Source organism: Burkholderia sp. HI2500 (genome assembly GCF_002223055.1).
GTDB lineage: Bacteria > Pseudomonadota > Gammaproteobacteria > Burkholderiales > Burkholderiaceae > Burkholderia.
The window spans coordinates 2915761-2938596 of sequence record NZ_NKFL01000006.1; the positions used below are offsets into that span (position 1 = coordinate 2915761).

General features: G+C 68.0%; 22 protein-coding genes. 9 read left to right on the top strand and 13 right to left on the bottom strand.

The features are described from left to right. Position 1: 1 nt before the first annotated feature. The 4 genes from CFB45_RS30875 to dapF all read right to left on the bottom strand — a co-directional run bounded on the left by CFB45_RS30875 (position 2) and on the right by dapF (position 3824). Positions 2 to 757 carry an SDR family oxidoreductase gene (locus tag CFB45_RS30875; protein ID WP_089428799.1) on the bottom strand — a complete coding sequence of 252 codons (756 nt, stop codon included), beginning with the start codon at positions 755 to 757 and terminating at the stop codon, positions 2 to 4. A gap of 205 nt (positions 758 to 962) precedes the next feature. Next, positions 963 to 1976: a LysR family transcriptional regulator gene (locus tag CFB45_RS30885; RefSeq protein ID WP_089428801.1), complete on the bottom strand. Its 1014-nt coding sequence runs from the start codon at positions 1974 to 1976 to the stop codon at positions 963 to 965. 160 nt (positions 1977 to 2136) lie between these two features. Continuing rightward, the gene (locus CFB45_RS30890) at positions 2137 to 3030 is read right to left on the bottom strand and encodes an RNA polymerase sigma-70 factor (RefSeq protein ID WP_089428802.1); all 894 of its coding nucleotides are present in this window, start codon (positions 3028 to 3030) and stop codon (positions 2137 to 2139) included. After that, positions 3021 to 3824 (bottom strand): diaminopimelate epimerase, encoded by an 804-nt coding sequence (gene dapF / locus CFB45_RS30895; RefSeq protein ID WP_089428803.1) that lies wholly within the window; start codon positions 3822 to 3824, stop codon positions 3021 to 3023. The genes CFB45_RS30890 and dapF overlap by 10 nt, the downstream gene beginning before the upstream one ends. A 269-nt stretch (positions 3825 to 4093) precedes the next feature. Here dapF and CFB45_RS30900 point away from each other — a divergent pair, with 269 nt between their 5' ends. From CFB45_RS30900 to trhA, 3 genes are all read left to right on the top strand, one after another. Next, a complete protein-coding gene (locus CFB45_RS30900; protein WP_089428804.1) occupies positions 4094 to 6172 on the top strand; it encodes a carbon starvation CstA family protein in 2079 nt (692 codons plus the stop codon). Between the two features lie 12 nt (positions 6173 to 6184). Beyond that, complete coding sequence (locus CFB45_RS30905) at positions 6185 to 6391, top strand: YbdD/YjiX family protein (RefSeq protein WP_011353713.1); 207 nt, start codon at positions 6185 to 6187, stop codon at positions 6389 to 6391. A gap of 181 nt (positions 6392 to 6572) precedes the next feature. Then, on the top strand, positions 6573 to 7193 hold the full coding sequence (trhA, locus tag CFB45_RS30910; RefSeq protein WP_039349524.1) for a PAQR family membrane homeostasis protein TrhA: 621 nt from the start codon (positions 6573 to 6575) through the stop codon (positions 7191 to 7193). Between the two features lie 67 nt (positions 7194 to 7260). On the opposite strand, the gene CFB45_RS30915 is transcribed toward trhA, so the two are convergent. The 3 genes from CFB45_RS30915 to CFB45_RS30925 form a co-directional block, all read right to left on the bottom strand. After that, the gene (locus CFB45_RS30915) at positions 7261 to 8670 is read right to left on the bottom strand and encodes an MFS transporter (protein WP_089428805.1); all 1410 of its coding nucleotides are present in this window, start codon (positions 8668 to 8670) and stop codon (positions 7261 to 7263) included. Then, entirely contained in the window at positions 8667 to 9098 is a 432-nt protein-coding gene (locus CFB45_RS30920; RefSeq protein WP_089428806.1) for a nuclear transport factor 2 family protein, read from the bottom strand. Before CFB45_RS30920 ends, CFB45_RS30915 begins: the two co-directional genes overlap by 4 nt. 117 nt (positions 9099 to 9215) lie before the next feature. Continuing rightward, positions 9216 to 9569 (bottom strand): DOPA 4,5-dioxygenase family protein, encoded by a 354-nt coding sequence (locus CFB45_RS30925; protein ID WP_089428807.1) that lies wholly within the window; start codon positions 9567 to 9569, stop codon positions 9216 to 9218. Positions 9570 to 10061: 492 nt separating this feature from the next. Between CFB45_RS30925 and CFB45_RS30930 the strand changes: the two genes are divergently transcribed. Continuing rightward, positions 10062 to 10439 carry a hypothetical protein gene (locus tag CFB45_RS30930; RefSeq protein WP_089428808.1) on the top strand — a complete coding sequence of 126 codons (378 nt, stop codon included), beginning with the start codon at positions 10062 to 10064 and terminating at the stop codon, positions 10437 to 10439. A gap of 235 nt (positions 10440 to 10674) precedes the next feature. After that, the gene (locus CFB45_RS30940) at positions 10675 to 11163 is read left to right on the top strand and encodes a hypothetical protein (protein ID WP_089428809.1); all 489 of its coding nucleotides are present in this window, start codon (positions 10675 to 10677) and stop codon (positions 11161 to 11163) included. A gap of 231 nt (positions 11164 to 11394) precedes the next feature. On the opposite strand, the gene hpnH is transcribed toward CFB45_RS30940, so the two are convergent. Both hpnH and ispH read right to left on the bottom strand, forming a co-directional pair. Further along, positions 11395 to 12555 (bottom strand): adenosyl-hopene transferase HpnH, encoded by a 1161-nt coding sequence (gene hpnH, locus CFB45_RS30945; RefSeq protein ID WP_039349540.1) that lies wholly within the window; start codon positions 12553 to 12555, stop codon positions 11395 to 11397. A 12-nt stretch (positions 12556 to 12567) separates the two neighbouring features. Further along, positions 12568 to 13509, bottom strand: coding sequence for a 4-hydroxy-3-methylbut-2-enyl diphosphate reductase (ispH, locus tag CFB45_RS30950; RefSeq protein WP_039349543.1), 942 nt, complete (start codon positions 13507 to 13509; stop codon positions 12568 to 12570). Between the two features lie 402 nt (positions 13510 to 13911). Here ispH and CFB45_RS30960 point away from each other — a divergent pair, with 402 nt between their 5' ends. Next, positions 13912 to 15099: a glycosyltransferase gene (locus tag CFB45_RS30960; protein WP_089428811.1), complete on the top strand. Its 1188-nt coding sequence runs from the start codon at positions 13912 to 13914 to the stop codon at positions 15097 to 15099. A 118-nt stretch (positions 15100 to 15217) separates the two neighbouring features. Here CFB45_RS30960 and CFB45_RS30965 read toward each other — a convergent pair whose 3' ends face one another. Both CFB45_RS30965 and hpnA read right to left on the bottom strand, forming a co-directional pair. Further along, positions 15218 to 16672, bottom strand: coding sequence for a phage tail protein (locus tag CFB45_RS30965; RefSeq protein WP_089428812.1), 1455 nt, complete (start codon positions 16670 to 16672; stop codon positions 15218 to 15220). Between the two features lie 108 nt (positions 16673 to 16780). Next, complete coding sequence (gene hpnA / locus CFB45_RS30970; RefSeq protein ID WP_059780150.1) at positions 16781 to 17788, bottom strand: hopanoid-associated sugar epimerase; 1008 nt, start codon at positions 17786 to 17788, stop codon at positions 16781 to 16783. Between the two features lie 176 nt (positions 17789 to 17964). Between hpnA and CFB45_RS30980 the strand changes: the two genes are divergently transcribed. The 3 genes from CFB45_RS30980 (at position 17965) to CFB45_RS30990 (ending at position 20699) form a co-directional block, all read left to right on the top strand. After that, on the top strand, positions 17965 to 18261 hold the full coding sequence (locus CFB45_RS30980) for an acylphosphatase (RefSeq protein ID WP_069253069.1): 297 nt from the start codon (positions 17965 to 17967) through the stop codon (positions 18259 to 18261). Positions 18262 to 18277: 16 nt separating this feature from the next. After that, a complete protein-coding gene (gene rarD / locus CFB45_RS30985) occupies positions 18278 to 19177 on the top strand; it encodes an EamA family transporter RarD (protein WP_089428813.1) in 900 nt (299 codons plus the stop codon). Positions 19178 to 19574: 397 nt separating this feature from the next. Beyond that, entirely contained in the window at positions 19575 to 20699 is a 1125-nt protein-coding gene (locus tag CFB45_RS30990) for an OpgC domain-containing protein (RefSeq protein WP_089429214.1), read from the top strand. 46 nt (positions 20700 to 20745) lie between these two features. On the opposite strand, the gene CFB45_RS30995 is transcribed toward CFB45_RS30990, so the two are convergent. Together CFB45_RS30995 and CFB45_RS31000 are read right to left on the bottom strand one after the other, a co-directional pair. Continuing rightward, positions 20746 to 20952 (bottom strand): hypothetical protein, encoded by a 207-nt coding sequence (locus tag CFB45_RS30995; protein ID WP_089428814.1) that lies wholly within the window; start codon positions 20950 to 20952, stop codon positions 20746 to 20748. 120 nt (positions 20953 to 21072) lie between these two features. Continuing rightward, positions 21073 to 22593: a peptide MFS transporter gene (locus CFB45_RS31000; RefSeq protein WP_089428815.1), complete on the bottom strand. Its 1521-nt coding sequence runs from the start codon at positions 22591 to 22593 to the stop codon at positions 21073 to 21075. Positions 22594 to 22836: the final 243 nt, after the last annotated feature.

Below are 22836 nucleotides of genomic sequence, written 5' to 3' on the forward strand. Positions count from 1 at the left end.
CTCAGCGCGCGGGCTGGTTTTTTTTGAACCACGTATCGAAGGTCGTCGCAGCGAGGCGCGCGCCGGGCGCGGGGACGAGCGTGTCGTCCTGCAGTATCGCGCCGAAATAATCGGCGCCTGAGTCCCTGACCACCGTGCGCGGGTCGTGCGTGATCTTCAGGAAATGTTCGACCAGGTCGGCGATCCGCACCCGATCGGGGCCGCCGATTTCGGCGATGCCGTTGCGCGGTGCGTCGAGCGCGACATCGGTGACGGCGGCCGCGACGTCGTCGGATGCAATCGGCTGGAAGAACGCGGTGGCCTGCCGCGTGGTGTCGCCATCGGCGCTCGATTGTGCGATCGCGCCGACGAAGTCGAAAAACTGCGTCGAGCGTACGATCGTATAAGGCACGCCTGCTGCGCGGATCAGGTCTTCCTGAATGAGCTTGCCGCGGAAATACGCGCTTTGCTGCAGGCGGTCGGTGCCGACCACCGACAGCGCGACGTGATGGCGCACGCCCGCCGCGCGCTCCGCGGCGAACAGGTTGCGCCCCGACGTCTCGAAGAATGCCTTCACGGCCGCTTCCTCGAACGACGGCGAGTTCGCGAGATCGACCACGACGTCCGCGCCCGCCAGCGCGTCGCCCAGCCCCGCGCCCGTGATCGTATCGACGCCGGTCGACGGCGCTGCCGCCAGGGCGTCGTGGCCGCGCGCGATCAGGTTCCTGACGACTTTGCTGCCGATGAGGCCGGTACCACCAATCACGACGATCTTCACGATTGCTCTCCTTGAACGGGCGCGCGAGAGACGCGCCGCCTGAATCGGTCGAAGCCGGCGCGCATCGCATTCGCACGCGTGCGCCGGCACGTTGCCGAATGGCGCGCCGCGATGCCCGCACGCCGTTCGATCAACCCGCATCGTAGGCAGATGCCGCGCGATCCGGTAGAGCCCCACAGGTGCTCACGGTGTTGCTTCGAATGCATCAATCGACCGGCTCCAGCGGTGCCGTCGTCGTTACGGTGGTCATCGTCGTGAGGCACTGCAGGTCGCGGGCGCACGTCCGTTCGATCATGTAGTCGATGAATGCGCGGATGCGCGTCGGCAGGTGCTTGCGGCTCAGGTAACAGAGATAGTGTCCGCCGTCGTCCGGCGCGTGCTGGCCGAGGCAGCTCACCAGTTGCCCGTCGGCGAGCAGGTCGCACACCTGGTACGCGGGCAGTTGCGCGATGCCGAGCCCGTCGAGCGCCGCGCGCACGACCAGATCCATGTCGTTGAAGGTGTGATGCGCGGCGAGCTGGTGCTGCTGCGCCAGCCCGTCGACCTTGAATTCCCATTCAGTCACGCGGCCCGACGCGGTGCGCAGGTTGATGCAGCGATGCTGCGCCAGCTCGTCCACGTGACGCGGCAAGCCGTGCCGGTGCGCGTACGACGGCGACGCGCAGACGATCATCTGCATCGGAATCAACTGGCGCGCGACGATCGCGCTGTCCTCCATGCGGCCGTCGCGAAACGCGACGTCGATGCGGTCGGCGGAGAAGTCGGCCGGCCGGTCGTTCAGCAGCAGCTCGAGCGTGATGTCCGGATACTGCGCGTGGAAATCGCCCAGCAGCGGCGCGATGATCTTGCGGCCGAAGCCGGGCGTCGAGCCGATCCGCAGGTGTCCGCTCGGCGGGCCGCTGCGCAGCTCGCGCATGTCCTCGAGCGCCTGCGCGAGCTGTTCGATGCCGGGGCGGCAGTTTTCATAGAAGCGTTCGCCTTCGCGCGTCAGCGACATGCTGCGCGTCGTGCGCTGGAACAGGCGCGCGTCGAGCCGGTCCTCGAGCCGCTGCACGTGGCGGCTGACCGACGAGCGGCCGACGCCGAGGCGATCGGCGGCGCGCGCGAAGCTGCCTTCGGTGACGACGGCCAGGAAGGTGACCACGCCAGCGTAGCAGGTCGAGAAGCTGCGCGCGAACGGATCGTCGGCGTCGGGGCGGCGGATGGAAGTATCTGGCATAAAGGTGCTGGAATCGTGGTGTCCATACGCGACTAGACGTTTCAGCACAGCTGCCTGTGACACCGGCCGCCATCTTTTTTAAAAATGGGACGCGGCGGCGGGCGGGCAGGCTATTTTTCCGGCTCGAGCTCGAGCTTCGATGGCGCTCGAGGCGCGCACGTCAACCGGCGGTGCAGGTTGCCGCGAGCCGGGCGAGCTTGTCGGGGTTGCGCTGCACGAGAATCCGGACGATGCGTGTACCGTCGGTCTCGAACGACATCGCGGCGTCGAGCTGTCCGTCGATGAAGCGCAGCATGGCCCACTGGCCGTTGAGCACGACGGACCGCATCTCGACCCCGCTGCCGTGGCGCAGCCACGTCGCATAGAACAGTTGTGCGACACGCCGGCTGCCGACCATGGGCCTCGGGACACTCCGGACCTTGCCGCCGCCGTCGCCGATCAGGGTCGCGTCCTCCGCGAGCAGCGCCTGGATCGACGGGAAGTCGCCCTGCGCGAGCGCGTGCGAGAACGTCTGCAGCAACCGGTGGTGCGTTTCGCGCGGCACCGCGTGGCGAGGCGAGGCGTCGTCGCGCAGCCGCGCCTTGGCACGGCTGACGAGTTGCCGGCACGCGGCTTCGGACTTGCCGATCGCGTCGGCGATCCGGTCGTAGTCGATCTCGAAGATTTCATGCAGCAGGAAGGCGGCGCGCGCCTCCGGCGTCAGCCGTTCGAGCAGCAGCAGGAACGCGACCGACACGTCGTTCGCGCGCTCGGTCATTTCCTCGGGCGTGGCCGGTGATGCGTCGAGTTCCGGCTCGGGCAGCCAGATCCCCGCGTATTGCTCGCGCCGGATCTTTGCCGCGCGCAGGCGGTCGATCGACGTGCGTGTCGTGACGGCGACGAGCCACGCTTCGGTGTTCTCGATCCCGTCGCGTGCCGTGTCGTGCCAGCGCAGCCAGACGTCCTGCACGATGTCCTCGGCGTCCGCGACGGAGCCGAGCATCCGGTACGCGATCTTCTGCAGGCGCGGACGCAGTGCCTGGAACGTGTGTGCGTCGTCGGCCGTCACGGCCATACTCCGCTGAACCCAAATGTGACCGGCCCGCTCAGGAGCACACTGCCGGTGCCATCCCAACGCACCGTCACGTCGCCGCCGTCGCACTCGACCCGCACGGTCTCGTCGAGCAGCCCGCGCCGGATGCCATTGACGACCGCGCCGCACGAGCACGATCCCGAACCGAGCGGCACGCCGCCGCCGCGCTCCCAGATGCGCAGGCGAATATGCGTGCGATCGATGACCTGAACGAAGTGCACGTTGGTTTTCCGCGGAAACAGCGGGTGCGTTTCGATGGCCGGGCCGAGCACCGCGACATCGATCGCGCGGAGATCGTCGACGAAGAACGTGCAGTGCGGATTGCCCATGTTGCACGCGGCCGGCGCGCCGGGCAGTGGCAGCGCGAGGGTGTCGAGGGCCTCGGCGAGCGGCACGTCGCGCCAGCCGGTGAGCGGCCGGCCCATTTCGACGGTGATCAGGCCGTTCGCCTCCGTCGAGCACACGAGATACCCGCGGGGCGTCCGCAGCACGAGCGACGACAGGCCGGTTTCCCGCATCAGTTGCCATGCGACGCCGCGCGTCGCGCTGCCGCAGGTGTCGAGCGGCGTGCCGTCCGCGTTCCAGAACGCGACGCGGGCCGCCGCGTCGTCGCAGTCCGACACGACCGCGAGCTGGTTGAAGCCGATGCCGAAACGCCGGTCGCCCATGCGCCGCACCAGATCCGGGGTGATGGGGGGCGCTTGATCCTGACCGCGCAGGTCGACGATGGCGAAGTCGTCGCCATTTGCGTTCATCTTCTGAAATCTGAGCGGCATGACAGTTCCGGAAGGGAGGCAGGCGAACACTGTACGTGGCTCGCCGTTCGCGATCAATCGCCGCACGATGCCGTGCCCGCGCGGCGCATCTACGTAATTCTACGTAGCTCCGCATACGTAGTTATCCGCTTGTAAGCCGCCCCGGTCGCGCGGAATACTACGGCCCATCGCCGCGACCTCTGCGAGGCTGCGGCACGACGCATCGACGTCACGCGGGTTCGGCCCCTCGCCGCATCCACTCAAAAACACATTGGAGACCAGGAGACGCCATGAATCGGGCTTCCAGTACCCTGCTCTGGATCGCGGTCGCGCTGCTCGGCGCGTTCGCGTTCGGCACGATCGCACTCGCTCACGGCGAGCGCGTCAGTGCCCTCTGGATCGTGATCGCCGCAGTCTGCGTGTATCTGATCGCGTATCGCTTCTACAGCCGTTTCATCGCCAGCAAGGTCATGCAGCTCGACGGGCTGCGGATGACGCCGGCCGTCAAGTACAACGACGGCCTCGACTACGTGCCGACCAACAAGTACGTGCTGTTCGGCCATCACTTCGCCGCGATCGCCGGCGCCGGCCCGCTCGTCGGGCCCGTGCTCGCCGCGCAGATGGGCTACACGCCCGGCATGCTGTGGATCCTGGCCGGCGTCGTGTTCGCCGGCGCGGTGCAGGATTTCATCGTGCTGTTCATCTCGACGCGCCGCGACGGCCGCTCGCTCGGCGATCTCGTCAAGATGGAGCTCGGCACGGTGCCCGGCGTGATCGCGCTGTTCGGCGCGTTCCTGATCATGGTGATCATCCTCGCGGTGCTCGCGCTGATCGTCGTGAAGGCGCTGACCAATTCGCCGTGGGGCACGTTCACCGTCGCCGCGACGATCCCGATCGCGCTGTTCATGGGCGTCTACACGCGCTACATCCGTCCGGGCCGCATCGGCGAAGTGTCGATCATCGGCTTCGTGCTGCTGATGGCATCGATCGCGTTCGGCCAGCACGTGCACGATTCGCCGACGCTCGCCGCGTGGTTCACGTTCACGGGCACGCAACTCACGTGGATCCTGATCGGCTACGGCTTCGTCGCGTCGGTGCTGCCGGTGTGGCTGCTGCTCGCGCCGCGCGACTACCTGTCGACCTTCCTGAAGATCGGCACGATCCTCGGCCTCGCGATCGGCATCCTGGTCGTCGCGCCGGAACTGAAGATGCCCGCGCTGACGAAGTTCGTCGACGGCACGGGCCCGGTGTGGTCGGGCAACCTGTTCCCGTTCCTGTTCATCACGATCGCGTGCGGTGCCGTGTCGGGCTTCCACGCGCTGATCTCGTCGGGCACGACGCCGAAGCTGATCGACAACGAAACCAACGCGCGCTTCATCGGTTACGGCGCGATGCTGATGGAATCGTTCGTCGCGATCATGGCGCTGGTCGCCGCCTGCGTGATCGAGCCGGGCATCTACTTCGCGATGAACGCACCGGCCGCCGTGCTCGGCTCGACGCCGGAAGCGGTGGCCAACACGGTCACGCAATGGGGCTTCGTGCTGACGCCCGACATGCTGACGCAGACCGCGAAGGCCGTCGGCGAAACGACGATCATCGCGCGCGCGGGCGGCGCGCCGACGCTGGCCGTCGGCATGGCGCACATCCTGCACCAGGTGATCGGCGGCGAAGCGATGATGGCGTTCTGGTATCACTTCGCGATCCTGTTCGAGGCGCTGTTCATCCTGACGGCCGTCGATGCCGGCACGCGCGCGGGCCGCTTCATGCTGCAGGACCTGCTCGGCACGTTCCACCCGGCGCTCAAGCGCACCGAGTCGCTGCCGGCGAACCTGGTCGCCACCGCGCTGTGCGTGGCCGCGTGGGGCTACTTCCTGTACCAGGGCGTGGTCGATCCGCTCGGCGGCATCAACACGCTGTGGCCGCTGTTCGGCATCTCGAACCAGATGCTCGCCGCGATCGCGCTGGTGCTCGGCACCGTCGTGCTGTTCAAGATGAAGCGCGAGCGCTATGCGTGGGTGACGATCGTGCCGACCGTGTGGCTGCTGATCTGCACGCTGACCGCCGGCTGGCAGAAGATTTTCGACGCGAACCCGAAGGTCAGCTTCCTCGCGCACGCCGCGAAGCTGCAGGCCGCGGTGGACGAAGGCAAGGTGCTCGCGCCGGCGAAGTCGATCGCGCAGATGAAGCGGATCATCTTCAACGACTACATCGATGCGGCGCTGGCCGGGCTGTTCATCTTCGTCGTCGTGGCGATCGCGGTGTACGGCGTGATCGCCGTGCTGCGCGCGCGCCGCGAGTCGAAGCCGACGGTGCGCGAGACGCCGTACGAAGCCATGCCGGCCGCGCAGGCGCTCGGCAGCGGACGTTAAGGGGAGGCCGCGATGTTCAGCGATCTTGGCAGCGACCTGCGCAGCGCGGGGCGTTACCTCGGGCAGGCGTTGCGGCTGATGGTCGGCCTGCCCGACTACGACACCTACGTCGCGCACATGCGCGCGACCCATCCGGACCGCGAGCCGATGACGTATGAGGAATTCTTCCGCGAGCGTCAGAACGCGCGGTACGGGTCGGGCGCGGGGAAGTGCTGTTGAACCGGGCGGTTCAGGCCGTTCGGTCATCGAAAGGGAAGCGCCGCGATGCATGTCGCGGCGCTTTTTTCTTTGGCGGGCCGGCGGCGCGCTGCGCCGTTTGCCTGAACGCAGCACGGCAAATTCCGCCGGCCGGTATCATAGGGTTTCCTCTTTTCCCGATGGACCCGCAGGAGAACACGTCGTGCATGTCGGTGAGCGTTTCAACAGCATTTCCCATCTCGTCGGCGCGGTGCTGTCGGTGGTCGGTCTCGTCGCGCTCGTGACGATGGGCGCGCTCGAAGGCGATCCATACAAGGTGGTGAGCTTCAGCGTGTATGGCGCGATGCTGATCCTGCTCTATGCGATCTCGACGCTGTATCACAGCGTGCGCAATCCGCGCCTGAAAGCGATCCTGCAGAAGTGCGACCACTCGGCGATCTACCTGCTGATCGCCGGCAGCTATACGCCGTTTACGCTGGTCACGCTGCGCGGCCCGTGGGGCTGGTCGCTGTTCGGCGTGAGCTGGGGGCTGGCCGTATTCGGGATCGTGCAGGAGCTGACGCTCGGGCGGCGCACGCGCCTGCTGTCGATGATCCTGTACGTGGCGATGGGCTGGCTCGCGCTCGTCGCGGTGCGTCCGCTGATCCACGCGCTGCCGCCGGTCGGCACCGCGTGGCTCGTGGCCGGCGGATTGATCTACAGCGCGGGGATCTACTTCTTCATCAACGACGAGCGCATCCGCCACGGGCACGGCATCTGGCATCTGTTCGTGCTGGCCGGGAGCCTGTGCCAGTTCGTCAGTGTCGCGATGTATGTCGCGTGAGCGGCAGGCGGCGTTGAGACAATGACGGCGCGCTGCGCCGCCGCGCGCGCACCTGCGGGAGCTTGCGTTACCGGCGCGTGGCGGTTTGTAGCGGCGCGGCCGGTTCGCCGGATGCCGGTGTCGGCCTCGCCGTGACCCACCACGTCGCGGCGGCGAGCGCCGACAATCCGGTCGCGATCCCGAGCGCCACCCGCATCGCCGCCGGAAACGGCTGCAACGTCGCGATGCACGCACCGAAAATCGCCACCCCGAGCGCCGATCCGCTCTGCCGCGCCGCGTTCAGCGCTGCCGCTGCAACACCAGCGCGGCGCCGGTCGACCGTCCCGAGCGCCGGCGACGTCGCGGCCGGCGAGATGAATCCCGATGCAAAGCCGATCGCGAGCATCGGCGCGACGGCGAGCCATGCGGGTGTCGTCGCGCCGATGCCCGTCATGCCGAGCGCGCCGGCCACATAGAGCGCGAACGCCGCGCACATCGTGCCGCGCGCGCCGAAGCGCGCAACCAGCCTGCCCGAACCCAGCCCGCCGAGCGCGACCATCGCGGTCATCGGCAGGAACGCGAGCCCCGTATCGAGCGGGCTCGCGCCGCGGACCTGCCGATAGAACAGGCTGAGCACGAACAGCAAGCCGTAGAACACGAACGCCGACGCCATCGACACGACCGTCGATCCGGCGAACAGCCGGTTGCGGAAGAACGCGAGCGGCAGCATCGGTTCGCGGCGCCGCGCTTCGATCGCGATGAACGCGCTCCACGCGACGACGCTCGTCACCGCGCCGCTGATGATCGGCGCCGAGCGCCAGCCGAGCGACGGGCCTTCGATCAGCGTGCCGATCAGTGCCGCGATCGCAACGATGGCCGCGGCCTGGCCGCCCCAGTCGAAATGCCGCGATGCGTCGACGACGGCGGCGCGCACGACCGAGCGGCCGAGCCAGATGCCGGCCAGCCCGAGCGGCAGGTTCACGAAGAACAGGCTGCGCCACCCGAACAGATGGATCAGCAGGCCGCCGATCAGCGGGCCCGACGCCATCGCGATGCCACCGCAGCCCATCCACAGGCTGATCGCCGACGCGCGCGCGGCCGGTGCGGGGAAGGCGCGGTTGAGCAGCGCGAGCGAGCAGGGCACCAGCATCGCGCTGCCGACGCCTTGCAGCGCGCGGGCGATCGCGAGCGCCGGGAGGGTCGGTGCGACGCCGCACAGCGCCGACGCGGCGACGAATACCGCGAGCCCGGCGAGATAGACGTCGCGATCGCCGAGCCGGTCGCCGAGCGTGCCGCCCGTCATCAGCAGGCTCGCGAACGCGAGCGTGTACGCGTTCACGATCCACTGCAGGCCGGCCACGCGGCTGCCGAATGTCTGGGCGATGTCGGTGAGCGCGACGTTGACGATGGACGCGTCGAGCAGCACGAGCGTGTAGCTCACGCAGGTCGCGGCGAGCACACGGCGGGCCGCGGCGCGGTTTGGCGCGGCGGCCGTCATGCGCGCTCCGGCGCCGGCGTGGCGGCGCGCAGCGCGAGAAAGCCGACCCATCCCCAGTACACGCGATGATGCGCGATCAGCCCGTCGCGCAGGTCCATCACCTCGACGAGATCGACCTGGTCGCCGTCCGGCGTGGCGCGCGGGTATTCCCACGTGAGCTGGCGGCCGTTCGAGAAGAACAACCCGGTGCGGTACCAGCGCCCGAGCGGGTTGCCCGGATTGCGCAGGGCCGCCGCGAAGAATGCGCCGATCGCGGCCTTGCCGTGCAGCACGCCGGAGCCATGATCAGGCAGCGTGACGACGATCAGCGGCGTTTCGAGTACGGCGTCGTCGGCATACAGCGCCATCAGCGCATCGACGTCGCGCGCGACGACGGCTGCGTGCCAGCCTTCATAAATATGCCGGACATCGGCGGTGGCGTGTGACATGACGGGTTCCCGAAGCATCGATAACGGAACCCACTGTAGGGGCGCGCCGCCGCGGGACGTTTCACGTCAACCCGAAACGTGGATGTCGCCGCGCCGCAGGCGGCTGCGTGACGGCCGTTATCCGGCCAGTGCGTCGAGATTCAGCTGATACGACTTCCCGATCCACACCGCGCAATCGCGATGGTCGCGCAGTTCGTCGTTCGTATTCGGGTGCAGGAAGATATCGAGCGCGCCGTGGTTCAGCACGAGCCACGGCACGATCTCGTCGAAGCGCGCGGCGTCGAACGCGATCTGGTACGACCAGGCCGGATGCGGGCCGACGGGGCGTTCGTGAAAGCGGCCGAGTTCGATGACCGTGCCGAACCGTTCGTCGACGACCTGGCGAAACGCCCAGGCCGCGTCGCGGCTGGCCGCATCGAAATAGACGTGTGCGTGCCAACTATGGATGGCGGTGGTGTCGAGGGCAGCCATGGACGGACTCGATGAAAATGGGAATGCATGAGGTGCCGTGCGAAACGGCCGATGCGTGATTATCGCGCGTCATTGCCGTGCGCGTCGTGTCTCGATCCGGCAATCCGGAAGCGACAACTTGTCCTGAATCACGAGAACCGTTCGATTCGACGGGCCCACCGATTGAAGTGTCCGCACGCGCGATATCACGCCGGAAGCCTTGTCGGCGGGTGTGCCGGTGGTGATCGCATCGGCAACATGTCATTTCGGAAATTGAAACAGCGTGGCGTGCGCCGCTTCGGATCGTCTGAACAAAGGCGATCAGGGCATTGAATGAAATAAAGAAATTCCTGTTTGACGGGATTCGCGCATGACGCGATTTGCGCACCGGGTGTCGACACCGAAAATATCAATTGCAGAATCGGCTATTCATACGGAATGCAGCGCGTCATACGATGGTTTCAACGCATCGTCGAACATGATCGATGCGGGGACAACCACCTGGAGGCCACTATGCGATCCCTCGTTCCCGTTGCGGTACTTTCCTGCGCACTCGCTGCGCTGCCCGCCGTCAGTTTCGCTCAGTCCGCCGTCATCGACGGCACCTCGAATGCGTCGCTGTCGAGCTGGTCGGCGGCGCGTGCCGAAACCGACGCGCAACTGATGCAGATGACGCGCGCCGGTTATCGCGCAACGTCGGCCGGCAACCAGAACTATCCGCTCGCGATGCAGCGTGCGCTCGAACGGGTCCACAACCCGGTGCCGGACCGGTCGCGCGAAGAGCATGCCGCAATGGAAGCGCGCGCCGCGCGCGACGCGCAGGGCGGCCATCCGGTCAAGGCGTTCTTCGTGAAGACCGCGTACTACCTGAAGGGCGAGAACACGTTCTGATGCAGGAGGCGAGCATGGCTTGCACGATCCGATTTGCAGGCGTCGCTCGCGCGTCGGCGCCGCTCCGGCCGCCGGACGCACGAGCGACGCCACGGCGCGACGATGGGCACGACGATGGGCACGGCGCGCGGCGTCGTGCGAAGTATCTGCGCGATGCGCGCCGCGACGCCGCTGCGTGCCGCATCGCATGGCCGGCTTTCGACGCGAGCGATGCGCCTGCCGACGGGAGCCCATCATGAAGGGCGCCCGGAAGAACCGTCGCCACGTGCCGCTGACCCGCGAGTGGCTGCTGCCGCTGCCGCCCGTGCATGCACGCGACATCTCGCTGAAGTGCCACATGGCGCTCGTCGCGCTGCGTAGCGGGCATGGCAGCGAGGCGCTGCTGATGCGCTTGCGCACGAGCGTCTACCTGGTGTTCCTGGCGCTCGACGACGCGGTATGCGCGGATGCGGACATCGACCTGTGCGTCGATGCGGAACGGGCGCTCGATGCGGGCGTGGCGCGCGCGTCGCAAAGCGGCGCATGGACGCTGCGCGACGACGAATGCGCGGTGCTCGAGCATGTGCTCACGGCGCACGACACGTGCGTCACGACGCTCACGCGGCACCGGCTGGCCGAGCTGTGGGAGCACGTCTGCGCGTTTGCATCGAGCGGCCAGCCGGCGCTCGTTGCGGGCGCGGCGCAGAAGCTGCGCATGCATGCGGCCGAATCGCTGGCCGCGTAGCGTCGCACCGGTTTCGCAGGGAGGATGGAGGAGACAGGGCCGGCCGCACCGGCGCAGCCGACACAGTCGCGTTGATTCAGCGCATGCGTGGCTGTCGCGGCAATCGATACGGTGGCGGCGAAACGCGAGACAAAATCGCGGCCCAAAACAAAAGCGCCACGGAGCGGACTCCGTGGCGCTTCATTTTTTCCCGCCGGCGCGGAGGCGTGACCTTCGCGTGGCGAACCGCGCTTACGCTGCGGCTGCCGGCTTCGCCGCCTTTTGCAGCTTGCCCTTGCCGGCGCGCTGGATTTCCTCGAGCTTGATCTCGACGTGACGCGAGAACACGTACTCGGCCGGGCGCTGCTTGTCGATCGGAATGTCCGGCGCGAACGGGCCGTCGGTCTTGATGCCCTTGCGGCTCACGGCGAACGCCTTCAGCGGATGCGCCATCGTGTCCATCACGGCGGTCGCTTCGAAGCCGCAGTGGACCATGCAGTCCGCGCACTTCTCGTAGTTGCCGACGCCGTAGTTGTCCCAGTTCGTGTCTTCCATCAGTTCCTTGAAGGTCTTCACGTAACCTTCGCCGACCAGGTAGCACGGCTTCTGCCAGCCGAACACCGTACGCGCCGGGTTGCCCCACGGCGTGCACTTGTACGTCTGGTTGCCGGCCAGGAAGTCGAGGAACAGCGACGACTGGCTGAACGACCAGCGCTTGCCGCCTTCGCCGCGCTTCAGGATTTCGCGGAACAGGTTCTTCGTCTTGTCGCGGTTCAGGAAGTGCTGCTGATCCGGCGCGCGCTCGTACGCGTAGCCCGGCGACACGGTGATGCCGTCGACGCCGATCGGCTTCAGCGTATCGAAGAACTTCGCGACGCGCTCGGGGATCGCATCGTTGAACAGCGTGCAGTTGATGTTCACGCGGAAGCCGCGGCGCTTCGCTTCCTTGATGGCCGCGACCGCCTTGTCGTACACGCCTTCCTGCGACACCGAATGGTCGTGCATCTGCGCGTCACCGTCGAGGTGGACCGACCAGACGAAGTACGGGCTCGGCTGGTAGTCGTCCATCTTCTTTTCCATCAGCAGCGCGTTCGTGCAGAGGTAGACGAACTTCTTGCGCTTCATGATGCCGCGGACGATTTCCGGCATTTCCTTGTGCAGCAGCGGCTCGCCGCCTGCGATCGACACGATCGGCGCGCCGCATTCGTCGACCGCTTCCAGGCATTCCTGGACGGACAGACGCTGGTTCAGGATGGGGTCCGGGTAATCGATCTTGCCGCAGCCGTTGCACGCGAGGTTGCAGCGGAACAGCGGCTCGAGCATCAGCGCGAGCGGATAGCGTTTGTTGCCGGACAGGTGTTGGCGCGTGATGTACGCGCCGACGCGGACTTGCTGGAGCAGCGGAATAGACAAGAGATGTCCTCCTTAAACTTCGCGGGCGACAGCTTGCGTGAGCTTCGCCGGCAGCTTGAATTCGACTTTTTCCTCACGGCCCGCCATCGTCGTGACGTCGACGGGACCCAGCGCGCGCAACGCGCCGATGACATCTTCGACCATCTCCTCGGGCGCGGACGCCCCGGCGGTCAGGCCCACGGTTTTCGCATTCGCGAACCATTCGGCCTTGACTTCCGAACCGTCGGCGACGAGGTAGCTCGGCACACCGCTTTCGGTGCCGATCTCGCGCAGGCGGTTCGAGTTCGAGCTGTTCGTCGCACCGACGACCAGCAGCACGTCAACCTGTTCGCTCAGCTCGCGCACGGCGGCCTGGCGATTTTGCGTCGCGTAGCAGATGTCGCGCGTGTCCGGGCCGACGAGGTCGGTGAACCGGCGCTGCAGCGCTTCGATGATGCCGCGCGTATCGTCCACCGACAGCGTGGTCTGCGTAATGTACGCGACCGGCGTGTCGACGGGCAGCGTCAGCGTATCGACTTCGGCTTCGCTCTGCACGAGGATCACCTCGGCCGGAATCTGGCCGATCGTCCCCTCGACTTCCGGGTGGCCCGCATGGCCGATCAGGATCAGCCGGCGGCCCGCCGCGACATACTGGCGGCCCTGCACGTGCACTTTCGTGACGAGCGGGCAGGTGGCGTCGAGCACGTCGAGCCCGCGCGTTTCCGCGTCGCGCTCGACCGTCTGGGCGACACCGTGCGCGCTGAAGATCGCGACAGCGCCGTGGGGCACCTCGTCGAGTTCCTCAACGAATCGGGCCCCTTTATTACGCAGATTTTCGACGACATGCCGGTTATGCACGATCTCATGACGCACATAGACCGGCGCACCGTGCTGTTGCAGCGCGCGATCGACGATCTCGATCGCGCGGACAACCCCCGCACAAAAGCCGCGGGGCTGGGCAAGGATGACTCGCATAAGTGAGCGAACTCCGACGACAGACGCCGGGGTTCGAGGAGCTGGCACTCGCTCGCTCGCCCCGGCTTGATGTTATGAAGGCAGGAACGAACCGGCCGGCCAGGCCCCGGAACCCCGAATTAATCGCGCATTTTAACTCTATCGGGAAGTCCTTGCTCTGGTGCTGTGTCCGGCGTGTTGCATTTGCGGGAGAACCGCGTCGGCGCTGGCGCGCGCGGAACCCAGTAAACTACGCGGTTTCGCGGGCAGCCGCTCCGGCTGCCCGGCGTCGCGCTCATTTCAAGGCCATTCGATGACCGTCGATTCTTACGCGTATTGCCCGCCCGCCCGTGCGGTTTCGGGCGTTTTGATCCAGACCCCTATTAGTTTTGCCGATGCCGGCGCCCGACAGGAGGCGCGCCGATGATGCTGGTTCTTGCATTCCTGGTGTCCGGCGTGTCGCTGATGATCTGGATCGTGCTGCTCGTCGCGCGCGGCGGCTTCTGGCGTGCGGTGCCCGCGCGGCCGCTGCCGCCCGAGGCGCGCGGCGCGGCGGCCGAGGCCGGCTGGCCGGCCGTCGTCGCGGTCGTGCCGGCGCGCAACGAGGCCGACGTGATCGCCCGGGCGGCGACTTCGCTGCTCGAGCAGGATTACCCGGGCGACTTTCATCTGATCATCGTCGATGACCACAGCGACGACGGCACCGCCGACGCAGCCCGCGCGGCTGCGCTCGCGATCAACCGCGCCGACCGGCTGACGGTGCTGGCCGCGAAGCCGCTGCCGGCCGGCTGGTCGGGCAAGGTGTGGGCGCAGTCGCAGGGGATCGCCGCGGTGCAGACGCTCGGCCTGCCGGCCGACTACCTGCTGCTGACGGATGCCGACATCGGCCATCCGCCCGACGCCGTCGCGCAGCTCGTCACGCGCGCGCAGGCCGAGAACCGCGATCTCGTGTCGCTGATGGTGCGGCTGCGCTGCGATTCGTTCTGGGAAAAGGCGCTGATCCCGGCGTTCGTGTTCTTCTTCGCGAAGCTCTACCCGTTCTCGTGGATCAACAACCCGCGCAACCGGACGGCCGGCGCCGCGGGCGGCTGCATGCTCGTCAAGCGCACGGCGCTCGAGGAAGCGGGCGGCATCGAGTCGATCCGCGGCGCGCTGATCGACGACTGCAGCCTTGCCGCGCAGATCAAGCATCGCGGCGAAGGCCGCCATCCGATCCGGCTCGACCTGGCCGACCGCAGCGTGTCGTTGCGCCCGTACGACAGCTGGCGCGACATCTGGAACATGATCGCGCGCACCGCGTTCACGCAGCTGCACTACTCGCCGCTGCTGCTGGCCGGCACGCTGCTCGGGATGACGATCATCTATCTCGTGCCGCCCGCCGCGGCGCTCGCTTACGGCGCGCGCGCCTGGCCGGCGTGGCTCGCATGGGCGTCGATGTGCGCCGCGTATGCGCCGATGCTGCGCTACTACCGGCGCTCGCCGCTGTGGGCGCCGGCGTTGCCGCTCGTCGCGCTGTTCTACGTCGGCGCGACGTTCGCGTCCGCGTGGCGTTACTGGCGCGGCAAGGGCGGCCAGTGGAAGGCGCGCGTGCAGGCGCCGGTGGATCGCTGAGTGTTGCCCGGGAGGCGTGCCTCCCGGCAGCCGGAACGCAAAACAGCCCGATCGGTGGAAACCGGTCGGGCTGTTTCGTTTGGGACGGTGCCTGTTCGGCGCTGTGGCGTGCCGGTACTCAGCGCTGCGTCAGCATCATGTACATCTGGACCACGACGTCCGGCGAGAACGTGAACGGCACCCAGCCGTAGCCCGTGTGGCGGGCCACCAGCAGGCGGTCGCCATTCGACTGCTTCTGCACGGCCATCATCGGGTTCTTCGTCGTCACGAAGCGCCAGCCGGCCGGGATGCCGGGCGGCGGCTCCGGCTGCATCGACGCGCGCGCATGCGCGAGTTCCTCGATCAGCTGGCCCAGTTGTTCCGGATGCAGCGTGATCGATTCGCCGTTGATGGTCAGCGTGAGTTCGTTCTGCGTCGGGCGCGACACGTGCAGCGTCGCTTTGTCGGACGGGGCCGGGGTGGTGGCGACGTCGGCTTCGGCTTCGACTTCAACCGGCGTTTCGGCTTGCGCCGTCGCGACAGTGGCCGTTTCGGCGTCGGCCGTTGCATCCACCGTTTCGGCCGCCGCCGCCGCGGGCGCGATCACGGCCGGTTCCGCCGCCGGCGTACCGGCCGGTACAGGTTCGACGACTTCGGCTGCAACGGCCGTGGCGGCGACTGCGCTCGTCGCGGCTTCCTTGACGACGGCCTCGACCAGCGCCTCGGCGTCGGCGATGGCCTTCGCGTGGTGCTGCGCGGCCGCTTCGGCTTGTGCGATCGCTTCCGCATGACGCTGCGTGACGGCCTCCGCCTGCGCGGTGGCATCGGCGTGGCGCTGCGCGGCCGCCTCGGCCTGCGCGATCGCTTCGGTATGGCGTTGCGTGACGGCTTCGGCCTCGGCGGTCGCTTCGGCATGACGCTGCGCGGCGGCCTGCGTTTCCGCGATCGCCTGCGTGTGCTGCTGCGCGAGCGCTTCGGCTTCCTTGATTGCAGCCGTATGGCGCTGCGCGGCGGCTTCGGCTTCGGCGATGGCAGCCGCGAGACGCTGCGTGGCCGCTTCGGCTTCGGCGGTCGCTTCCGCGTGCCGCTTCGCAGCGGCTTCGGCTTCGACGGTCGCGGCTGCATGGCGCTGCGCGGCCGCCTCGGCTTCGGTGGCTGCCGCGTGATGGCGTTGCGCGGCGGCCTCCGCTTCGGCGATCGCTGCCGCATGGCGCTGCGACGCTGCTTCGGCATCCGCATGACGCTGCGCGAGCGCTTCGGTCAGCGCGGTGGCTTCCGCATGGCGCTGCGACGCGGCTTCGGCTTGCGCGGTGGCATCGGTATGACGCTGGGCGGCGGCTTCGGCCGCGGCGGTCGCGCTGGCGTGGCGCTGCTGCGCCGCCTCGGCATCGGCTGCTGCTGCCGTGTGGCGTTGTGCGGCGGCCTGCGCTTCGGCTTCCGCGGCGGCGTGACGCTCGGCCGCCGCCCGGGCCTCCGCTGCCGCGGCGCGCGCGAAGGCTTCCGCGCTGCGGGCCGCCTGCTGCGCGGCGTGGTGATCGTGGAGGAGCTGATCGACGCCCACGGTGAGCGAAGCGATCTGATCGTTCAGGTTCATGCGTGTCTTCTCTGCGTAAGACCCGCGATTTTAACCGCTGCGCCGGTAGCGGGCCGCGCGCGACGTGTAACAAAGTGCGCAAAGCGGCGTGAAGCACGCCGCTTTGTGTTACTTCAGGTAGCCCGCGGCGCCGAACCAGTCGAGCGCATCGCGCAGCCCTTCACGGTACGGGCGCGCCCGGTAGCCGAGTTCGCGCTCGGCTTTCGCGGACGTGAAATACATCTTGTTCTTCGACATCCGCAGCCCGTCCACGGTGACGAACGGCTCCTTCTTCGTGAACTTCGCGACCGCTTCCGCACCGACCGCGAGCGGGTAGAGCGGCCAGCGCGGCAGCGCGATCGTCGGCGCCTTGCGGCCCGTCATCTGCGCGATGTCGGCGAGCATCTGCTGCAGCGGCAGGTTCTCGCCGCCGAGGATGTAGCGCTCGCCGATCCGGCCGCGCTCGAGCGCGAGGAAATGGCCGTGCGCGACGTCGTCCACATGCACGAGGTTCAGCCCCGTGTCGACGAACGCGGGAATCTTGCCGAGCGCGGCTTCGACGATGATGCGGCCGGTCGGCGTCGGCTTCACGTCGCGCGGGCCGATCGGCGTCGACGGATTGACGATCACCGCCGGCAGCCCTTCGTCGGCGATCATCCGCTCGACCGCGCGTTCCGCCAGCACCTTGCTGCGCTTGTAGACACCGATCGCCTGCTCGGCCGTGAGCGGCCGGTTTTCGTCGGAGGGATCGCCGGCGCTCGTCACCTTCAGCGTCGCGACGCTGCTCGTATAGACGATCCGCTCGACGCCTTCCGCGCGCGCCGCGCGCATCGTCGCGACCGCGCCCTCGAGGTTCGCGCGTTCGATCTCGTCGGGATCGGGCGCCCACAGCCGGTAGTCGGCTGCCACGTGCAGCAGGTAGCGCACGCCGCGCAGCGCGGCGCGCATCGACGCCTCGTCGCGCATGTCGCCGGTGACGATCTCGGCGTCGAGATCCGCCACGTTCGTGCGCGGGCTGGTCGGGCGCACGAGCACGCGCACCGCATAGCCTTTCTGCTGCGCAATGCGCGCGACGGCCGAGCCGACGAAGCCGGATGCGCCGGTGACGAGAACGAGATCGCGGGAGGTATCAGTCATGCGTTTCCTTCAGGGCCGCGCGCGGGCGGCGCGGCGGTTGAGCATCGGCGAGATTGTACGTGGTCGGCGCGGGCGGCGACGCCACGCCGTGACGGGCATGAAGCGGCTCCGGCCCGTGTGCGAAGCGGCCGACGCGACTACAATGCCGGGCTTGAATGCAACGGGAGGGCGACGCGATGAGCCGCAATGAACTGGACGAACGGATCGAGACCTACTACGTGCGGGTGCGCGGCGTCGTGCAGGGCGTCGGCTTCCGTCATGCGACGGTGCGCGAGGCGCATGCGCTGAAGCTGCGCGGCTGGGTCGCGAATCTCGAGGACGGCACCGTCGAGGCGATGATCCAGGGCCCCGGCGCGCAGATCGACCGGATGCTCGCGTGGCTGCGCCACGGCCCGCCGGCCGCGCGCGTGACCGAGGTGACGTTCGAGGAACGCAAGACCGAGAAACGCTTCGAGCGCTTCCAGCAGCAATAAGAGGCGCGGAACGATCATGACGGGGTATCCGGAGGCCGGGCGCGGCCTCGTGTTGTCGGTGATGGCGTCGACACTGTTCGCGCTGATGTCCGCTTACGCGAAACTGCTGGCGCCGCTCACGGGGCTCGACATCTTCGCGTGGCGCGTGTTGTGGACCGCGCCGGGCGCGCTCGCGCTGATCGCGCTGCGCGGCCGTTGGCCGGCGCTCGTCGACCTCCTGCGGCGCAGCGTGCGCGACTGGCGCCTGCTGATTGCGCTGCCCGTGAGCGCCGCGCTGCTCGGCGTGCAGTTGTGGCTGTTCCTGTGGGCGCCGCTGCACGGCCGCATGCTCGAAGTGTCGCTCGGCTATTTCCTGCTGCCGCTGACGATGGTGCTCGTCGGCCGCTTCTACTATCACGAACGGCTCGATCCGCTGCAATGGGCGGCGGTCGCGTGCGCGGCGCTCGGCGTCGCGCACGAAGTGTGGGCGACGCGCGCGTTCGCGTGGCCGACGCTCGTCGTCGCGCTCGGCTATCCGCCGTATTTCGTGCTGCGCCGGCGGATCAACGCCGATTCGCTCGCCGCGTTCGCGGTCGAGATCGTGCTGCTGTGCCCGATCGCGTTCGCGATGGTCGTGACGAGCACGACGCACGTGGCCGACCACCCGGTGCTGTGGGCCGCACTGCTGCCGGGCCTCGGCGTGCTCAGCACGCTCGCGCTCGCGAGCTACCTGAAGGCGAGCCGGATGCTGCCGATGGCGCTGTTCGGGATTCTCGGCTACGTCGAACCCGTGCTGCTCGTCGCGGTGTCGCTGCTGCTGCTCGGCGAGACGCTGAGCATCGCGAAGCTCGCGACGTACGGGCCGATCTGGGTCGCGGTCGCGCTCACCGCGTGGCACAGCGCGATGTTGATGCGGCGCCTGCCCGCGCGCGGATAAACGTCGGTCGCGACGCGGCGGCTGCATGCGGCGTGCCGCGTCGCGCATCGCAAAACCACCATGCCGCAGCGGTCGAACCCATCGATGCTGACCGCAAGCTGGCATCGCGCTGACGCGAGTCTGGCGACGCTGCCCGCCTTGCGCGACAAGGCTCGCGCGTGTAATCGAACAGAAGATTCGGTTGCACTTTGTTACTTAGGGTCTCCCCGGATCGGCCATTAGACTGGCCTTACCGACTTCCCTTCGTATGCAGCCTTTCAATGAACGGTCATCTCCGTGCCTGGCCGGCCGGGTTGGCGCGATGCGGGCATACGCGTATCGTCGCTGATCGCGCTCGCCTTCCGCTCCTCGATCCATTCTCCGGTGCGTGTCGCACCGCCGTCGTGCAGGTGTGCTCATGTCGTTGAGCCCGCCGCCTTCCGCCACGTTTCCACCGTCGCGCAGCGGCCGCCTGATCGAAGTCGATTTCTTCCGCGGCATCGTGCTGTTGATGATCGTCGTCGATCACATCGGCGCGAGCGTGCTGTCGCGCGTCACGCTGCACGCGTTCGCGCTGTGCGATGCGGCCGAGGTCTTCGTCTTTCTCGGCGGCTTCGCGACCGCGAGCGCCTATGGCGCGATTGCCGAGCGACACGGCGCGCGCGCCGCGCAAAAGCGCTTCGTGCGCCGCGCGATGCAGATCTACCGCGCGTTTCTCGCGACCTCGACGCTGATGCTCGTCGTGTCGGCCGTGCTCGATCACTACGGGATCGATGCGCCGAACCTCGCGCTCGACGACGTTAGCGTGATGCTCGCGTCACCGCTCACGGGCGCAGCCGAGCTGCTGACGTTCCAGCGCCAGCCCTATCTCGCGTCGGTGCTGCCGATGTACGTGCTGTTCGCGCTCGCGTCGCCGGTGCTCGTGCCGTTCGCGCGCCGGCATCCGTGGCTGCTGGTTGCGCTCAGCGTCGCGTCGTGGCTGACGGCGGGCTGGCTCGGCCCCGAGTTGCTGGATGCCGACGGATTCCGCTGGAGTTTCAATCCGTTCGCGTGGCAACTGATGTTCGTCGCCGGCGTGCTCGCGCGCTGCCAGCCGTTCTACCGGCGTATCGCGCTCGGGCGCTGGGGGGCCGCCGCGACCGGGCTCGCGTGCGCGGTCGTGCTCGGCTGCGCGAGCTACAAGCTGTTCTCGGGGCTGCCGCTGCCGGAAGGCGTGTTCAAGCGCGATCTCGCGCTGCCGCGCGTCGTGAGCTTCGCGGCCATCGCGTGGCTGATGGCCGATTGCGTGCGCTTCGGCTGGATCGCGCGGATCGCGCAGGGTGTGCGGCCCGTCGTGGCCGTGGGCCAGCGCGGGCTCATCTGCTTCGTCGCGGGCGCGGCGATCTCGCTCGTCATCGATTCGCTGCTGCATCCGGTCGTGCGCAGCGCGGATCTGCGGCACGTCGGCGTCGGCCTCGTGGCCGACGCGTGCGCGCTCGGGCTGATGATGGCCGTGGCCGGCTCGGGATCGTGGATCGCGCGGTGGCGCGGCGCGGCCGCGTGAGCGGCGCGGGACGCAGTGCGTGCGGCACGGAGCGTGCCGCGCGGCGTCAGTGAGGTGAGTCGATACGGGAGCGGGGAACGGAGGTGGCGTCGTCGGCTTCCGCGTCGTCGCGTTCGTCGGGCGCCGGCTCGTCGCGTTCCGCGAGTACCGCGTCGGCTTCGGCCGCGGCGCGCGCGGCACGTATCGCGGTGCAGCGCTGAGCGTGCCGGATGTCCGACAGTATCCTCAAGAGCCGCGTTGCTTTGCTTTTCATCGTCTTCTCCCGCCAGTGCGCATCTCGCGAAGCGGATGCGCTTCCTGCAACCAGTGTAGGACGCGTTCGCGTGCCTGGCGGGAGAATGTGGCGTGCATGCCGCACGCCGAGGGATATTACTTACTGCGCGGTGGCGACGCCCTGCGCCTGCGGCGCATCTTCGCGGCGCGCTTCCGCACAACGCTGGTGCTGGCGCGACAGGCGGTTCATCAGCGGCAGCAGCAGCAGCGCGAGCACCATGCCGATCGCGGCGAGCCAGCCGAGCTTCTCGAACAGCGACAGGTACAGCGGCAGCGATTCGGTGGCCGGCAGTTCGTGCGACGGCATCTGCGCGAAGTTCGCGACGACGCTGCCCAGATACTGCGACACGCCCGTCGCGACGAAGTACGCACCCATCATGAAGCCGCTCATGCGCGCCGGCACGTAGCGGGCGATCATCGCGAGGCCGAGGCCGCTCACCAGCAGTTCGCCGAGCGAGTAGAGGCCGTAGCCCCACACCATGAACCACGACGACACACGGCCGTCGACCGCGTAGCGGCCGCTGATCGTGAACACCAGGTAGCCGGCGGCCACTGCGCCGAAGCCGAGCGCGTACTTCGCGGCGACCGGCAGGTCGCGGCCGCTCTTCGCGACGGCGTTGTACACCCACACGAGCACCGGGCTCAGCAGCATGATCCAGATCGGGTTCAGCGCCTGGAACTGCGCGGCGCTCCACGTGAACAGCGTCGTGTCGAACAGCATGAAGCGCGGATCGACGTTGCGCAGCGCGAACAGCGTCAGCGACGTCGACATCTGCACGTAGAAGATGAAGAACAGGATCACCTGGCCGATCAGCACGAGCGCCGCGATCAGGCCCGCGCGCTCCGAGCGCTCCGACTTCGCGATCATGTACGCGAAGATCGCGAGGATCGCGAACGCTGCCGTCCACACGCTGGCGACGGCGAGCTGCTTGTGCTGCAGCACGTACAGCGTGATCAGCGCGAGCCCGACCCCGCCCAGCGCGACCGCGCCGAGGCGCTTCCAGCGGATCGGCTGGTCGTCCGGCAGCGAGCCGACGTGCGCGAGCGTGCGATGCATCAGCATGAAGTTGAGGATCGCGAGCAGCATGCCGCCGCAGCAGACCGCGAACGCGGCGTGCCAGCCCCAGTGATCCTTGATCCACGGCGTCGCGAGCATCGACACCGTCGAGCCGATGTTGACCGCCATGTAGTAGATCGTGAACGCGCTGTCGATGCGCGCGTCGTCGCCTTCATAGATGCGTCGCACGAGGTTGGCCGCGTTGGCCTTGAACAGGCCGTTGCCGACGACGATCACGCCGAGCGACGCGTACATGTACGTCAATTGATCATTCGGGACCGACAGCATCAGGTAGCCGGCGCACAGCACGGCCGCGCCGATGATCATCGTGCGACGGGCGCCGAGCACCTTGTCGCCGATCCAGCCGCCGATCGACGGCGCCGCATAGACGAGTGCGGTGAACGCACCCCAGGTCAGGTTCGCATGGCTGTCGGTGAAACCGAGCCGGTCGACCATGAAGAGGACCAGGAGCGCGGCCATGCCGTAGTAGCCGAAGCGCTCCCACATTTCGATGAGGAAGACCGTCGTGAACGATCGGGTTTGTGAAACGGGTGGTTGCATCATCAATCTCGTTTGAAACGGACGGCACGGATCACGCGTCGTCTTTGGGGTCGAACTGGCGCCGATGCACAATGGGCCGGGTAGGCTTCGTGACGGCGATGGAACAGTCGGGCGGTTAGCCCGGGCCGGGGTCGGACTCCGCCGGGTGTGGCGGGGAAGGGCCCCGACCGGCGCGCGCATGGTAACGGCTGCCGGTCCGGTGCGTCAGGTGCCTGCCACCTAGGGAAACTCCCAATGTGGCAGCAG